Source organism: Microcoleus sp. D3_18_C2, assembly GCF_036702395.1.
Classification (GTDB): Bacteria; Cyanobacteriota; Cyanobacteriia; order Cyanobacteriales; family Microcoleaceae; genus Microcoleus.
Genome location: NZ_JAUBTG010000086.1, coordinates 1 through 15,143, shown reverse-complemented (window position 1 = coordinate 15,143; position 15,143 = coordinate 1). Strand labels below are relative to the sequence as shown.

Sequence of the window (15,143 nt, the reverse complement as noted above, 5' to 3'; positions counted from 1 at the left end):
TGTTGATTTTGTAAATCAAATCTTGAGTGTTTACTTATCTTAACATGATTTGGTTTTTTTACGCCTACCTACTTATTGCCCAGCAAAGTTATTTAAACGCCCCCTTTCCCCTTCTCCCCTTTTGCACCTTGCAAAGCAAAAATCGGAGTTTGAGCAGATTTCCCCTTCAGAGCAACAGATCCCAAAGCCTCGCAAATAAAGTTTAGCTCGATCGACTCACACACCCTTTCACCAATCAAAATTTGGTTTTCCCCCGCCTTGCTCATCAACCGAGCCGCCGTATTCACCGTATCGCCGAGAATATTAAACTCCCTGCGCCCTCGCGGTTCCCCAACCTCAGCAGCAAACACCGGCCCCAGGGATAGCCCAATTTGACAGCTTACTTTTACTTCTTCACCCGCGATAATTACCAGAGGCAAACCTGCAATCATATCTCGGATCGCAATCGCCGCACTAGCCGCGCGGCTGGCGTCATCCCTGTTAGCGTCGGGCACGCCAAAATAAATCAGCATATCCGAACCGTCTAAGTGCGCCGTTACTTTTTGCAACACGCCCCCTTTAGCTGAGACTACAGCATCGATCGACGCAAACACCCTAGAAAAAGCAACTATCAGATTGACTTCTTCCTCCAGCGAAGCTTTGTCTACAGACTCTGGTAAACCAATCAAGTTGACAAACATCACCGTCGGTTCAGGAAAATCCGGCGGAATTTTCCGCCTGTCTGCATTTTCCACCAGCAGTCTCAGGATAGTTTTGGGAATATAACTAGCAAGGGGTTCAAGCCGATTCACAGCTTCCCCGATTTCTTTTACCAAGCCCGCCACGCTGCGATCGAGCAATACCGAACTCGGCATCCGCCGCCCAGTCAAAGTGATATCATACTCTCCGAGTCGATCGTCCGTGAAATCGTCCGCCACCAAAAAATAACCCTGCTTCCCAGGTTCAAAACGAAATTGCTCTCCCAAAGACTCTCTAGCAGTTTCAGTCACACACACCCGCCCCACAGTCCCAGAACCCTCAGCTTGCTTAGCTTGCTGGACTGAATGCCCCAGCAGTACGTGAGCCATCCGCAGCGGCGTACCGATGTCAGCACTAATATAGCGCCCGCAGTGGATGCCCACCCGCATCCTCAAAGACAAAACACCCCGCGCCGTTTCAATATTGGCAAATTCAGCCATCGCCCGCTGCATCCGCAAACCCGCCCGCACCGCCCTCGCTGTATCCTCTTGGTAAACCCCTGACGGAAACTGCACCAGCATCGCATCTCCGGTAAACTCCAGCAAATCCCCGCCCGATTTGCTGACAATTTCAATCATTGAGGCAAAATAGTCGTTAATCACGCCCAGCAGGGTTTCAGCTCCCTTGCGCCCCTGGGTAGCGTTCGCTTCCAACAGCGAGGTAAACCCTGCCAAATCGGTAAACAGCAAGGTGCCTGTTTGCCACTGGTAGCGCACCTCCCCTGGGTTGGGCGGAGATTCGGACACGGGCCGGGGCACGTAGTCATGGAGGATGTAGCGCAGAGTTCGCAGGTGATCGAAAACCCCCATTAGCGTTGCGGGGGACGGATCTACCCACGCAGCAGCGTACAGTTGAGCGGAAAGGAGCGATCGCAGCCGCAGTTCGATCGCAGCCAAGGGAGGATTGTAGGTTAATCTATTAATAATTTCCACCTAAGTTTATTCTTAAAAAATAGGGTAAGTTCTATCAATGTAGAGGCAACACCAATAGCTCGACTTTATACCATTATGATAAGTTTCCAGTGACTCCATACCAGCCAAACCCACAACCCACTAGAGAAACTTCCGAACGTCACAGCTTGCTAGCTCCCGATTTGATCCGAGCTGCTCGATCGGCCTATGGTATGTATCTGAAAGTGCATTCCGAGCAGATGCAGCGTCCGGCGGGTGTAGTTGTCAGTCAAGGAAGCGATCGAGGTCAGGTAATTTTTGCTTCGCAGCCGATTTTATTGCCCGGTGAACGTTTTGTTACTTTTGAGGAAATTGAATCTCAAATGTATTAATTGCTAATTGGTCATTGGTGGTAATTGGTAATTGATAATTAAGCATAGGGCATGGGGAATTGGTAATTAGTCACTAATATTATGTCCCCTCGAACGCTCGCACTAAAATAGGTTTCTAGTGAAGAGCCATGTTTTCAGGATTTTATGAAAACTTGCATTCTTGACTATTAATACCTTTTATGATGGGTAATTGACCGTACAAGCTCTAACAACTGAGAACTAACTATTGAGAAGTAACAAGTGATACATAACCCCAGTCAACAGTGAACAGTCAACAGTCAACTTAATGGAAATAATCTTTAATTGCCTTGTCATGGCGATCGTCTTTATTGTCGGATCGGCTATTGGCAGCTTTCTAAATGTGGTAGTCTATCGGTTGCCTGCGGGTTTGTCGGTGATCAACCCTCCTTCTCGCTGTCCCAAATGTTTAAATCAACTCAGAACTTACGAAAATATACCCGTTTTCGGTTGGCTGTGGCTCCGAGGCCGCTGCAATCACTGCCGCAGTCGGATTTCTGTCCGCTATCCACTGGTGGAAGCAGCTACGGGTTTGCTGTTTTTGCTAATCTTTTGGCGGTTTGGCGTAACAGTGCAAACTCTTGGTTTTTGGGCTTTGTTTAGCTGGCTGTTGGCTTTGTCTTTGATTGATTGCGATACAATGACTTTGCCTAATTCATTAACTCGATCGGGTTTGGTGCTCGGATTGGTTTTCCAGGTGGCGAAAGGTTGGTGGCCGACATTTAGTTCGATCGACTCGGTAAACTATCTGGTACTCGATGGGATCGCGGGAGCAGTTGTCGGGTTGTGGCTGTTTGACGCGATCGGACTCGCCGGGACGATCGGGCTGGGGCAGAATGCTATGGGCGCCGGAGATACCAAATTGGCAGCCTTGATGGGAGCTTGGCTGGGGTGGAAATACTTGCTGCTAGCGGGATTTATTGCCTGTGTCGCCGGGGCTTTTGTCGGTGGCGGGGCGATCGCCCTCGGCTGGCTCGATCGGCGTCAACCCATGCCTTTCGGCCCGTTTCTGGCTCTCGGTGCAGCAATTACTGCTCTGTGGGGCGAAGCGATCTTATCTACTTACTTGCAGTTGTTTTTTCCGAATTTTAGTTTCTGATCGGCAGGCAGTCAGGCGCGATCGAACATAACATTGTCTCAAAAATTGGTAAAATTGTTCCGTGTCTTGGATTACACTTACAACAACTAGCTTTCGTTGGGAAGCGGAATTAATGCAGCAGCTCCTAGCTGCCCATGAAATCCCGGCCCGGATTGTAGACTTGGGCATAGCATCTTATTTGGGGGCTGGAAGTGCTACAGCCCTGCAAGTTCTTCCAGAACACCAGCGAACAGCATCGCTCCTCATCAGTCCCGTTGAAGATGAGCCAGAAGCGGGTGATTAGTCATTAGTCATTAGTCATTAGTCACTGAACAACTAGCAATTGACAACTAGCAACTAACAACTAACAATTACTAATTACCAATTACCAATTCCCAATTACCAATTACCAATTACCAATTACCAAGTTTTAATGTCTCTATTTGATTGGTTTGCAAATCGACGAAAATCAGTACCGAACTCCCAAGAACGGCCGGAACGAGAAATTGCGGACGGACTTTGGAATAAATGCGAAGCTTGCGGTGCCCTCAGTTATACCAAAGACCTGCGAGCAAATCAAATGGTTTGCTTGGAATGCGGGCATCATATCAGAGTTTACAGTGACGATCGCATCGAGCAGTTGATCGATCCCAACACCTGGGTGCCCCTTAACGAAGGACTGCACGCCACAGATCCTCTGAAATTTCGCGATCGCAAAAAATATAGCGATCGACTCCGAGAATTTCAAGAAAAAACAGGCCACCTAGACGCCGTAGAAACAGGCATCGGCAAACTGGAAAATTTGCCAGTCGCCCTCGGAGTCATGGAATTTCAGTTCATCGGCGGCAGCATGGGCTCAGTAGTCGGAGAAAAGCTGACTCGCCTCATCGAACACGCCACGCGGGAACGCTTGTCCGTAATCATTGTCTGCGCTTCCGGTGGTGCAAGAATGCAAGAAGGAATGCTCAGCTTGATGCAAATGGCTAAAATCTCCGGGGCTCTGGAACGCCACCGGGAAGCGAGACTGCTTTACATCCCGATTTTGACCCACCCGACCACCGGCGGCGTCACCGCCAGTTTTGCCATGCTGGGAGACATTATAATTGCAGAGCCAAAAGCTACTGTGGCCTTTACGGGCGGCCGGGTAATCGAACAAACTCTGCGGGAAAAGCTACCGGAAAATTATCAAACTTCCGAATACTCCTTCGCCCACGGTTTTGTAGACTTGATTGTACCCCGGACTCAATTAAAGAAAACTCTTGCTCAGCTCATCAGCCTCCACCAGCCCCAGCCTTTCTTGGCAGACTCGGAATTTCCCGCCCTCAATGGCAGCGATAGCCACGCTTTGCCCCCGCAGACTCACGCTTTCAAACTTTCTCCCTAAGCTGTCGCGCCGGAGGATTGTCTGTTGGTGAGTCCGGGGCACCGAGGGAAATTTCTGAGGAATTCCTCAAAACCGGGCTTCTACCAAAAATATTGAGTTTGTTAACGAGACGTTCACGCAGACACCGGGTTTTGATCCCCGCCCGCCCAACTCCTATTGGTAATAACGACCCAGCAGTGGGATGATATTGATCGGAAGTTGATTGGCCCTGAAGTTAGGCTGGGCAAAAATGCCTAGTCGCAGTTAGCGGTGAGTTAGCTTGCGATAGATCGAACAAAATCTCAGAACAAACTAACAGAACAAGCTCACAGCGCTTTCTAAAATTGTCCGGCTTTCAGTTAATAGCCGTCAACTCAATTTTTACCTGTCAGCGACCTAAAAATTATGGGTTTTGCAGACCTGTCCATCGCAGAAATAGCAGAGGACTTCAACGTCCCTGTTGAAGAGGTGATCCGCTTGTGCGATGAGTTGGAAATTGCCTACAAGCACCCTCAAACCCGTTTGGCTTTGGAGGATGTTAAGGCAATTATGTCCACTCTCGAAAAAAGGCGCGACTCAAAACTTCTTGCAGATTAGATCGCAAAATTCCTCTACCTTTAAAGGTATAGCTGCACAAACTTTCGCCAGTTGTTGCAGAAAGAGGGAATTTTGAACACAAATCTGTTTGCCAGCTATACTCTCTTAGCGTTCAATAATTTGCCGGATTTTTTTAAGGAGAACCATGCTTAAAAGATATTTCATTGCTCTGACCGCTGTATTCTTGAGCTTTCAGTTATTTGTCAGCAGTGCGATGGCTATCGAACTGAGTCCTGAACTTCGCACTCTGCCTTTGAATGACAAGGGTACTCCAGTGGTGCTGAGCCTCAAACAAGTTGAGCAAGGCAAACGCCTGTTCAATTCGGCTTGCGCTCAATGTCACGCTGCGGGCATGACCAAAACTGACCCGAACGTGAATTTGAGCCCGGAAACTCTGGCTTTGGCCAACCCGCCCCGGAATAATATTGAGTCGCTGGTGGACTTTATGAAAAATCCCACCACTTACGACGGGTTTGAGGAAATTTCGGAACTGCATCCGAGTATGAAGAGTGCGGATATTTTCGCTGAGATGAGAAATCTCTCGGATGAAGATTTGTACGCGATTGCCGGTCACATTCTGTTGCAGCCGAAAATTGTCTCCAAGCAGTGGGCTGGTGGCAAAGGCGCTCGCTAATCGATTTTAGATTTTAGATTTTGGATTTTGGATTTTGGATTGGGAGATGGCTGAAGTTCGGCAAGGATTGCTGGCTGGTCGTTTTTCGCTCTAAAATCTGAAATCTAAAATTTACCTCCTGCTCATTGATTATCGCAAAAGGTTGTAGTCCCTCATGCTGCGTCGTGGTGCTTTTGTCTGCTTTCTGTTGGGGATGTTAATTATTTTGCCACTCGTGCTGTTGGCTCCTCAACCTGTTTTGGCTGCTGCCGATTCTTACGTGAATAGGTATTTACAAGCCAGCGAACCTGTGGCTCTGGAGTTGGACTCTGAGGGACATACTCGCTTGTTTTCGGCGTTTGATTTGTCTGCGGGCAAGGTATTGTTCGAGCAAAATTGCCTGAATTGTCACGTCGGAGGAGCTAATTTGCCCGATCCGACGATATCTCTGTCTTTGGCTGACCTCAAGGGGGCAACGCCTCCCCGCAACAACATCAATAGTCTGGTGGCGTATCTGAGAGAACCGATGACTTATGACGGTACTGAGGAGACTTTTTGGTGCCGCCAAGTGCCGGAAAGCTGGATGCCACAGGCTGAGATTGAAAATTTAGCGGCTTTTGTGATCCGGGCGGCTCAGAAAGCTCCGGGCTGGGGCGTGGAGAATTTTGAGAGTTGAATTGCTACTGCCAAAAAGTGGTAAATTACTCGGAAGAAGGCGATACGACTGCGCGATCGCGCCTGTTAAAACAGGTAAAATATCTAAAGAATCACCCTTTGCGTGTCCATTAGAGGAGAACTGCGTTGAAAAGACTCTTATCGATCGCCCTATTAGCGTTCGCAATTTTTACCGTCGGCTTTGGTCGCCCTGCTTTGGCAGGTGATGCTGTTAAAGGAGCTAAAATCTTTAGCTCCAACTGTGCTGCTTGTCACATCGGTGGCGGCAACGTGGTTATGGCCCAGAAAACCTTGAAAAAGGAAGCTCTTGAGAAGTACGGCATGAATTCTCTGGAAGCTATTACCACTCAGGTAACTAAGGGCAAAAATGCTATGCCTGCTTTCGCCGGCCGCTTGAAGCCAGAACAAATCGACGATGTAGCAACCTACGTGCTCGAGCAATCTGAGAAAGACTGGAAAGGCTAAACTGCCTCTTGGAAGTCGGGCAACCTGGGCGGGTTTGATTTAATTTAAAACTTGTCCTCCCGATCGCACCCTCTCTCACCCTTTGGCGAATAAACATCGGTTTGCAGCGATCTTAACCTATTTGGGAAAGCGCGCCAGAAATCCAATTTTTATTAGCTCAATGGCGAGGGAGGGACATTTTATTTTAGATTTTAGATTTTAGATTTTGGATTGAAGAATTGAAGAATTGAAGATTTGAAGATTTGAAGATTTAAAGATTTGAGATTGCTAAATGCTGACTTTGTATAAACTGTCAAGCACCTTATACAGCACTTTCCAGGTAAGTGAAGTACAGAGAAACCGGGTTTCTTGAATAAAACCGGTTTCTGGCGAGAAATCCAGAAGAAACCCGGTTTCTGGGGTGTACTTTATAAACCTGGAATCCGCTGTATTAAGATTCATGTATTGAAGCCCGTCATAAATTGGGGTGGTGTGCTAGGATGTAAACCCTTTACTAGCAAAGCCTTGAAATCCAAATTAAAGTCGATCGGGGATCTGGAATCTACACCTGCCATGAACGTAAAAACATCAGCAAAAGTTAAAACTCCAGTTAAAACTCTCGGAGACGCTGCATCTGGGGCGATTGAGAAATATTTCCGCAAAAGTGTAGCGCACGAGGCTGAAGTTATCAAAGACAAAGACGCGGAAGAACTTCATCAAATGCGCGTGGGATTGAGACGTTTGCGATCGGCTGTGACTGGTTTTGCTCCGGTTTTAGATTGGCCAAAAGAGGCTTCTGAACGTAAAATTGGTAAGGTGGGGCGGATTCTGGGAACTCTCAGGGATTTGGATGTGATGCTCGAAAGTCTCCAAAATCGCTATTACCCGAATTTGCCGACTGAGGAACAGGAAGTTTTGGATAAGGCTTTGTCGAATTTGCTCAAACAGCGCCACCGGGCTTTGAAAGGGGTGAGGGCGATTTTAGAGCACAAAACCTACGAATCGCTGAAGCAGTCGATCGAGGATTGGCTGGAAAAACCGCAGTTTCAGGCGATCGAACATTTGCCAATTGCTGAGGTTTTGCCAGATTTACTGTTACCTCAAGTCAGCGAGTTTTTTCTCCATCCGGCTTGGCTGTTGGGTACAGAATATGAAGATGGCAAAGTTAAAATTGCTAAGGATTTAAATGCTGAGGCTGTCGAAGAGAAGTTAGCAGCCGAGGGAACTATTCTGCACGATTTGCGGAAGCAAGCTAAGCGGGTTCGCTATTTGATGAATCTGTTTGGCGATTTTTACAGCGAGACTTACGAAGTTTATGTCGAAGATGTGAAAGCTATTCAGGAATGTTTGGGCGATATTCAAGACAGTGAAGTTTTAGGCGAGTTTCTGACAGATTTTGTCGATCGCGATCTGGAAAAAGAGTTGCCGAAATTGGCTGGTTTGTTGGTCGAAAATCGCTATGCAGCTTGGCAAAAATGGCAGGTTTTGCAACGCAGGTATTTGAGTTCGGAAATGCGGCAAGGTTTTCGATCTGCTTTAATTCATCCTGTGGTTAAAGATGCTGCTAATGGAAAGTTGCCCCAGGAAAGTTAGGGTTTTTGGGCCCTGAGAATGCGATCGACTGCCGGGAGGGACTAAAAGAAGGATATTTGTAGGGACACGGCATTGCAGAGTCCTTCATTGTATAACTCAATCAAGGGCGATCGCACTTGGGGATAGGTTAAAGAAAAAACCTTAACAATTATTCTTTCCAGTAATATCGTTTCCGGTTGCATCGGAATCATAAAATCGAGTCAACAGTTAACACTCAAATATTCAGTTTTTCGACCCGCCCGTCAACAGTCAACAGTCAACAGTCAACAGTCAACAATCATTCCGGTGTAACCGGAATTGATATAACGAGTTAAAATCAGAATTACTTCAGCAGCGTGAAGTAAAAGAAAGGGCGATCGCGTTTTTTACCATAGCAACTCACGACTGCAACCACTTCATAAACTTATTCGTCGCAGTACCAATAGACTCTCCGACTTGTTTCTTCAACCGCCACCGCTGAAACGCTTTTTCGTAATCTTCCCCTTCAGTTTGATAAACATTCCAAGCATTCAGCGACAATCCTAATCCCCACGTTAGTAAAATGAACAGTGACCAAGAAAGCTCGTGCGAACCTGCTAGATTAAACAAAACTAGAAAAGTATTGATAATTGCGTACTTGGTCACATTTTTCTGCAATTTGCGACGACGGTAAGAGTTAAAAACCAGCTTTTCTTGAAATTCTCCTCTAGTTGCTAACCATTGCTGTTCCGCTGCTACAATATCCTGTTCGGAAATGCCCAATTCCGCTGCAATCTCGAAAAGCTGCACTCTGGATAATTCGCCTTCATCCTGTCGGCGCGCGATCGCAAGCTGTAAAATACCCTGAGCATCCTCTGAACCGTAAACTTGACTTATTTGACTTTCATTGGTTGCCATAACAGGTTTCCGATAATTCCTGACATCATTTCTATCATAGATATAGACGCAGTTAAACGATAGGTAGTGACATTGGCGGATTTCAACACCCGGACATTTGAGTGAGCAAGACTCCTGACTATGGGAGGGGAAATCGAAGAACCGATATATTTCCCCAAATGGCAACTAATTAATTTCCCGAACTGTGACTAAGTTGGCTATCTCGTTTCAACATAAATTGATAAAATATCCCAAACAAAATCACCGCAATCATTCCCACCACTAAAGAACCTTCACCCTCATGCCAATATTTAAACAAATCTAGGCGATAAGATGCAACTAACAATGCCATTCCCGCCACTCGCAAAACATTAATAATAAAACCCAAAATGACAGCGACACATATTACCAAAGCCTTATTTTGTTTAGTAGGAAACATCACCAAACAAATTACAGCTAAACCTAATAAGTAATTCATTGCCTCTATACCCGAACAACCCCCATTTACCAACACCCTTCCTGTCGGCAAAGCAACATAATTACCATCGCGTGTTACATCAAAACCGACATACCACAAAGAATAATAAGCAAATTTAGCAGTAAGCGAGGTAACAAAATCCACTAAAGGTAACGTAATGACACTGGGGGTGCCATGAAAAAATAGTATTACCAATTCACGCCAATATAGTTTTAAGTTCTGAAAACCTACCGCAAGTAGGCTCACACCTAAACCAGACAAAAAAGGTGCCAGTCTTAAAAAAGGCTCGGATTTACTGGAAACCACAGCACTTTGAAATAAAATAAAAGCTATTAATAGCGTCCCTGCTATTGTCGATAATAGGTCACTTTTTATCTCACGCTGTTTGAGAATATCCTGGTTGTCCCAAAGCAGGGAACCCACAGCGAACCAAAAAACTATACTCATCCAAAAATGAGCAACATCGTCCAGCTTCCACAGGAGTGTCATATTCAGAGTTACTAAGGCTGTGGCGATAATGATGAGCCAAAAAATTTTTCTCTTGAACATTTTAGATATTAGTTATTAGTTGATCGATGAGAGCCATACTGCGGACTGTTTTTGATTGCCAACCCTAGAATAAGGGTTTCCAGCCGATTCGGCAATCGAAGTACCAACGGAAAATCGATGGTTTTAGACTCCGAACTAAAAAACAGTCCAGACTATTCTTAGATGATATCATAAAAATAGTAGGGGATGTGGACAACTCAGTAGCTTGAACCCCTTCTACGGAAAGGACGTGGAGGATTTTAATCGCCGTTAATCTTTGAGATGAGGTTAGTAGACACTCTGGAATTTGATGAATGGTGAAACTCAGATGCAACGCATAGCTCAGCATTAGGACACCTAGTGAAAAGACTGTTACTCGAAATGATTGCTTGGATGCCTAGCACTTGTTTACTGGGCCCCTGTAAGCAAAGACTAAAAAGCGAGTAAATCAATCAAAATTAAAAATACAGCCTCTTCCATGTTCATGAAGTACACTATAAAGCTATATTGTTTGGTGTTAATCCTCCGGGTGCGGATCTGCGAAATATTGGTCGATAAAACTTACAGATTGACGGGTGTATCCGCACCTTACACGGGCTAGAAGATTGTGTGTACCACATCTACATGGAATATGCTGTAACTCTTAATAACAGCGGTAACGCTACAACTGCGTTTCATATCGCCTTAAAAGTCCGGGGTTTTCAGAGTGCCGCGCTATCAGATACTAAGAAACCTGGTTTCACCAAGAAACCAGGTTTTTAGCTCGAACATAAAGTAATCAGTTTGGCATCAAGCCAGAATCGAAAACGAGTTCAAACGATCGCCTATTCAGCTTTTTGAGCCTGAGCACGTTGCTTTTTGAACATAGCACCAAACCCAACAGCGGCTCCAGCAGCAAGCATTGTTAAAGGTTCAGGAGTAGCTTCAGTGTTGCTAGTGCCGGTGCTGACAAAAACATCGCTATCGCCCTTGCTACCAATACCCCGGACGTGCATCCCTAGTCTCAAAGTACCATTATTCAACGCGGAAACTACGTTATTATAATTTCCAGTAAAGCTCAATCCCAAAACCTCACCAGTTTGGACACCGTTCCGCGTACCAGTTATCCCAGCTGCAAAATCCGTAGACCAAGGAGTAGCAAGGTTATTAGTTTGTGGCAGAGGAGTAGCTCCCTCTGTAAAGTTAACACCACGACCATTTATAATGCCAAAGTTGCTCAATAAATTGGTATTAGAACCTGTGTCCAAGTGAACAGCAGCAATAAAGATATCGGCGGCGGATTCGTCTTTATTGTCATTGAAAATGTTGAATAAAACGTTATTGGAGCCATTATCTAGGACATCAAACCTAAAGCTATTTACATAGGCATCTCCCGATGTATTATCGCTAGCAATATTACTAAAGCTGAAGGCAGAGGCAGGTGCTGCGGATACTGCACTAAGAGTAGCGACACCGGCAACAGCTAAAATAGATTTGACTAAGTTTAATTGGATTTTCATGGCTGACACCTTTATTTTTATGTTGACTGGAAGCAGGTTTTTTTCCTTCACATATTCAATCTAAAGCAAAGCACAAGTTAATGCAAGTAGGTTTGATAAAGATTCGATGAAGATTGGGAATAAGCTGATTGGATTTAGGCAAAATGCCTAAATTGATGGCTTCTAGCTAGCTATTTCCTATGGCGTGCCTCAAAAAATAGGGGTGCTGCCATCCGGATTTTAGTCCTGACTTCTCTCTCTTTTAAAAAGCTATAACTCACCTTCCTAAACAGCGGTGTTACACAGCATAATTACTGATAAAAAAGTTTTTAATCTCTAAAGTATGCCCTTAAAAAGTTTTTTATCCGTGAATGTACGGTAGAAAAGTTTAAGTGATAGGTTGATTGGTGGGTAAAAACAGGTAAAAACCGATGATGACAGTGGAATCTGCGGAATGTGGGCTATAACTCAGGACAAAATCTTGGATCGTATTCGGTGCGTGGATTCTCGCTTTCGGATTCAGCAACCAGCGCCATTTAGACTTAGATATTGCACCATTACCAAGAACCGGCTTTGGGGCCCGTTCCACAAAGAATGAGTTTTCTTGTGGGGAGTAGGGGGTGGGCAGGAGAGGCCGCCCAAAACAGGCTTATCGATCATCGTGCAACATCTCAATTTAGAGACCAATGGTTTCGGTGCTCGTTATTATCTGTGAGGCTGGAACTTTGGCCGACTAAAGGGACGACTGGACTTTCTGGGACATAGTTTTGGGAACACCTTTACCGTCGGGGCTGTTTCGGGGCAACCACGGGGAGTAGGGGTCGGATTGCCCCTAGGGAAAACCAGCTTTTTGTAGGGTTCGTGCCAAGAATGCCTACCCATCCAGGATTTGTTAGGCCTTTGGTGGGATTGGGGCAACCACGGGATTGGGGCAACCACGGGATTGGGGCAACCACGGGGGGATTGCCCCTACAAGAGAATGAAACTGCCCTGCGTCTACCGTCTGACTCTTTTAAGATACAAGGGGCGGGTTTTTGGGATTGTCAATTATTGGCCGGTATTGTTGGTGAGGGGATCCCCTACCATATTAGGGGTTATCGATCGGACATAATATGACAAGCTTAGCCAGCAAAAGCGAAAACACGCCGAAAATTCGATCGACTTTTCGGCCTGGTGCGACGAAGCCTGAGAAAGGGCCCGGAGGGAAAATCAACCGATTTCTTCTGTCAATTCGCTACTCTAGCTGCCACTGGTTTAGGGTGATGGAATGTGAAGGATTTTGCGATCGGGCGATCGTCCAATACCTGAATTCGCACTTGATACCGATAAAAAGCGCTTTTCACTGTCCCGCCTGTTTCTTCTACCGCCACAGTTGAAACGTTTTTTCGTACTCTTTCCCTTCAGTTCGATCGACATTCCCAGCATTCAGCGACAATCCCAAGCCCCACCTTAGTAAAATCAACAGCGACCAATCAAGCCCGTGTACTGCTGCTAGATTAATCCTAAATAAGTCGTAAATTTTTTACCCCACCCCAACCCTCCCCTTAGTAAGGGGAGGGAGTAAGAAATTCACAAATGATGCGAGGATTGCTATAACAGGTTTCGGATAATTCCTGACATCCTTTATATGAAAGATATAAGCGAAGTTAAACGGCAGGTAGTGGCATTGGCGGATTTCAACACCCTTTTAAGAACAGGCCAGAAAGCCTGTTCCCGATAGAGGTACAAAACACCCATAACTAACCCAAAGTATACATCCAGCCATCCCTCGCGCAAATCCTCACAATTCCGTCCCAAACTACAGGCGTCGCCTCAAAAGACAAACCCGGCTTAAATCTCCCCGATTCTATTACTTTCAAACGGTAAAACTCCCCTTTAGCATTTCTCAAAGCATTCTGATCCCCCGACTTCGCTCGTTCCCAATTCAAATTGAACAAATAAACACCGTTGTATCCCGCACTGATCAGTTTATTGCCATCGGTAAAAATCGGAGTTGAAATTGAAGAACCAATCGCTTTTTTAAATACTATTACCGGAGTATCGTAAGACTGGTTTCGCCAAGGCACAAAAGTTTTTTTACCTGTAATCATATCTTGGGAACCGATGTACAAATTGCCGTCGAGCGCATTTGTGGCAAACAGCGCCGGAAACTCCCCTGGATTGTACTCATCATTCAAAGCCACCGAGCCAATTATCCCGCCTTCCCAGCTAGAAACTCGGCGATTCCCCGTCGGCAAAAACCATTCGACGCTGGCATTCGGTTCTTTATTTGGATTCAGCTTCAGCACTCCGCCGTTGCCCTGAATGTATTGTTTTTCAATGGCACAAAATAGTTTCCCTGATTTAGAAATTACAGCACTTCCATCCAAATCTGAACCAGTATAAAAATCCCAAACAATCTTTTTAGTTGCAATGCTAATACCGTAAATGTGACCGGAACCAGCAGCTATAAATATTCTATCTTTGAGCCTTGATGGCGATGATTCCGCTACCAAGTTGCCGCCGTGCTTTCTGATATCTCCTGCTGCATAAAGCTGTACCTCCGACAAGATATTTGGCTGCTTGATGCCTTCTTTGATTTTTGCACTGCTTGTGGAACTATCGAGAAAATAGCCGATCGCATTTTCCCCCGCATTGAACAAAACGCCACCGCCGATGTACAAAGCGCTGCTGTCATTATCCCGGCTGTAGCTGGGCGTTTTCCTGATGTCTAATTTCCAAAGTTCCTTGCCAGTTCTAAAAGATATTGCCCTAAAACTCGGCACTACTTTTTTGCCACCACCGCCACTGCGGCTTCCCTGCAAAATTACAATTCTGTTTTCGGCGCTAGCTTTTTGATCGATATAAATCGTTGATGAACCTTTGATTACATCATCAAATTTATAGCGCCAAACTTCTTTATTGGTAGCAATATCTATTTTTCGCAAATTGTGGTCATAAGCACCTATAATTAAATAAGTTTTTCCCCCGTCTCTGGTAATTGTCGGCTGTCCTGTCCAACCGGCACCGCTCCAAACTACAGACCGCCTTCCCAGAAAAGTCCGGCCGCCGCCTAGTTGGAATTTGTCGATTAACTTCAAACTTTTCGGAACACCTCTGCCGTAGAACCGACGCTTGTCGTTACCTAAAAAGGTCGGGACTAATAATTCTATTTCTGGGTCTGCTTTCGCCAGGAAATTGTTAAGATTAGTTTCTAATAAAGCTGGCTCCGAATCTTCAGTTTGGTACAGTTTGATAACAGCAGGAGGAACAGCAGCACTCAGCAAAAATTGTCCTAGCTGTTGATTGAATGTTCTCCGAGATGATAAGCTCATATTATATCGAGATAGTTAGAGAGTCGATGGCAGAGTGTCCCCTACCATCTCTCCTACAAAACCGTGCTTGCGACTTTCACCGCACACGG

General features: G+C 45.7%; 15 protein-coding genes. 10 read left to right on the top strand and 5 right to left on the bottom strand.

The window, feature by feature from the left end; genetic code table 11:
• Nucleotides 1–92: 92 nt before the first annotated feature.
• On the bottom strand, nt 93–1,670 hold the full coding sequence (locus QUA88_RS27800; protein WP_333211510.1) for an adenylate/guanylate cyclase domain-containing protein: 1,578 nt from the start codon (nt 1,668–1,670) through the stop codon (nt 93–95).
• An 89-nt stretch (nt 1,671–1,759) separates the two neighbouring features.
• Between QUA88_RS27800 and QUA88_RS27795 the strand changes: the two genes are divergently transcribed.
• The 9 genes from QUA88_RS27795 to QUA88_RS27755 all read left to right on the top strand — a co-directional run bounded on the left by QUA88_RS27795 (nt 1,760) and on the right by QUA88_RS27755 (nt 8,401).
• Nucleotides 1,760–2,020 (top strand): hypothetical protein, encoded by a 261-nt coding sequence (locus tag QUA88_RS27795; protein WP_333058467.1) that lies wholly within the window; start codon nt 1,760–1,762, stop codon nt 2,018–2,020.
• Nucleotides 2,021–2,306: 286 nt separating this feature from the next.
• A complete protein-coding gene (locus QUA88_RS27790; protein ID WP_333058465.1) occupies nt 2,307–3,137 on the top strand; it encodes a prepilin peptidase in 831 nt (276 codons plus the stop codon).
• A gap of 61 nt (nt 3,138–3,198) precedes the next feature.
• A complete protein-coding gene (locus tag QUA88_RS27785; RefSeq protein WP_333058464.1) occupies nt 3,199–3,420 on the top strand; it encodes a hypothetical protein in 222 nt (73 codons plus the stop codon).
• Nucleotides 3,421–3,549: 129 nt separating this feature from the next.
• The gene (accD, locus tag QUA88_RS27780) at nt 3,550–4,500 is read left to right on the top strand and encodes an acetyl-CoA carboxylase, carboxyltransferase subunit beta (protein WP_333058463.1); all 951 of its coding nucleotides are present in this window, start codon (nt 3,550–3,552) and stop codon (nt 4,498–4,500) included.
• Nucleotides 4,501–4,884: 384 nt separating this feature from the next.
• On the top strand, nt 4,885–5,076 hold the full coding sequence (locus tag QUA88_RS27775; protein ID WP_333058460.1) for a translation initiation factor IF-2: 192 nt from the start codon (nt 4,885–4,887) through the stop codon (nt 5,074–5,076).
• 145 nt (nt 5,077–5,221) lie between these two features.
• Nucleotides 5,222–5,710, top strand: coding sequence for a photosystem II cytochrome c-550 (gene psbV / locus QUA88_RS27770; protein WP_333211509.1), 489 nt, complete (start codon nt 5,222–5,224; stop codon nt 5,708–5,710).
• Between the two features lie 154 nt (nt 5,711–5,864).
• Nucleotides 5,865–6,365, top strand: coding sequence for a photosystem II cytochrome PsbV2 (psbV2, locus tag QUA88_RS27765; protein WP_333058458.1), 501 nt, complete (start codon nt 5,865–5,867; stop codon nt 6,363–6,365).
• A gap of 125 nt (nt 6,366–6,490) precedes the next feature.
• Nucleotides 6,491–6,829, top strand: coding sequence for a cytochrome c6 PetJ (gene petJ / locus QUA88_RS27760; protein ID WP_333058457.1), 339 nt, complete (start codon nt 6,491–6,493; stop codon nt 6,827–6,829).
• A 552-nt stretch (nt 6,830–7,381) separates the two neighbouring features.
• A complete protein-coding gene (locus QUA88_RS27755) occupies nt 7,382–8,401 on the top strand; it encodes a CHAD domain-containing protein (protein WP_333262551.1) in 1,020 nt (339 codons plus the stop codon).
• Nucleotides 8,402–8,779: 378 nt separating this feature from the next.
• Here the strand turns inward: QUA88_RS27755 and QUA88_RS27750 are convergent, their stop codons facing one another.
• From QUA88_RS27750 to QUA88_RS27740, 3 genes are all read right to left on the bottom strand, one after another.
• Nucleotides 8,780–9,277, bottom strand: a complete 498-nt coding sequence (locus QUA88_RS27750) for a 2TM domain-containing protein (protein ID WP_333274957.1) — start codon at nt 9,275–9,277, stop codon at nt 8,780–8,782.
• Nucleotides 9,278–9,446: 169 nt separating this feature from the next.
• A complete protein-coding gene (gene crtA, locus QUA88_RS27745; protein WP_333058453.1) occupies nt 9,447–10,283 on the bottom strand; it encodes a cyanoexosortase A in 837 nt (278 codons plus the stop codon).
• Between the two features lie 803 nt (nt 10,284–11,086).
• Nucleotides 11,087–11,761, bottom strand: a complete 675-nt coding sequence (locus QUA88_RS27740) for a PEP-CTERM sorting domain-containing protein (protein WP_333211846.1) — start codon at nt 11,759–11,761, stop codon at nt 11,087–11,089.
• 1,091 nt (nt 11,762–12,852) lie between these two features.
• Between QUA88_RS27740 and QUA88_RS27735 the strand changes: the two genes are divergently transcribed.
• A complete protein-coding gene (locus QUA88_RS27735; protein WP_333058451.1) occupies nt 12,853–13,116 on the top strand; it encodes a DUF255 domain-containing protein in 264 nt (87 codons plus the stop codon).
• A 363-nt stretch (nt 13,117–13,479) separates the two neighbouring features.
• Here the strand turns inward: QUA88_RS27735 and QUA88_RS27730 are convergent, their stop codons facing one another.
• Entirely contained in the window at nt 13,480–15,054 is a 1,575-nt protein-coding gene (locus QUA88_RS27730) for an outer membrane protein assembly factor BamB family protein (protein WP_333058449.1), read from the bottom strand.
• Nucleotides 15,055–15,143: the final 89 nt, after the last annotated feature.

Bases quoted from the DNA above. Each gene is read 5' to 3' on its own strand.
- QUA88_RS27790 (WP_333058465.1), top strand. From the start codon at position 2,307: ATGGAAATAATCTTTAATTGCCTTGTCATGGCGATCGTCTTTATTGTC.
- psbV2 (WP_333058458.1), top strand. From the start codon at position 5,865: ATGCTGCGTCGTGGTGCTTTTGTCTGCTTTCTGTTGGGGATGTTAATT.
- QUA88_RS27735 (WP_333058451.1), top strand. From the start codon at position 12,853: ATGACAAGCTTAGCCAGCAAAAGCGAAAACACGCCGAAAATTCGATCG.
- QUA88_RS27730 (WP_333058449.1), bottom strand. From the start codon at position 15,054: ATGAGCTTATCATCTCGGAGAACATTCAATCAACAGCTAGGACAATTT.
- psbV (WP_333211509.1), top strand. From the start codon at position 5,222: ATGCTTAAAAGATATTTCATTGCTCTGACCGCTGTATTCTTGAGCTTT.
- QUA88_RS27750 (WP_333274957.1), bottom strand. From the start codon at position 9,277: ATGGCAACCAATGAAAGTCAAATAAGTCAAGTTTACGGTTCAGAGGAT.
- QUA88_RS27740 (WP_333211846.1), bottom strand. From the start codon at position 11,761: ATGAAAATCCAATTAAACTTAGTCAAATCTATTTTAGCTGTTGCCGGT.
- accD (WP_333058463.1), top strand. From the start codon at position 3,550: ATGTCTCTATTTGATTGGTTTGCAAATCGACGAAAATCAGTACCGAAC.
- QUA88_RS27755 (WP_333262551.1), top strand. From the start codon at position 7,382: ATGAACGTAAAAACATCAGCAAAAGTTAAAACTCCAGTTAAAACTCTC.
- crtA (WP_333058453.1), bottom strand. From the start codon at position 10,283: ATGTTCAAGAGAAAAATTTTTTGGCTCATCATTATCGCCACAGCCTTA.
- QUA88_RS27775 (WP_333058460.1), top strand. From the start codon at position 4,885: ATGGGTTTTGCAGACCTGTCCATCGCAGAAATAGCAGAGGACTTCAAC.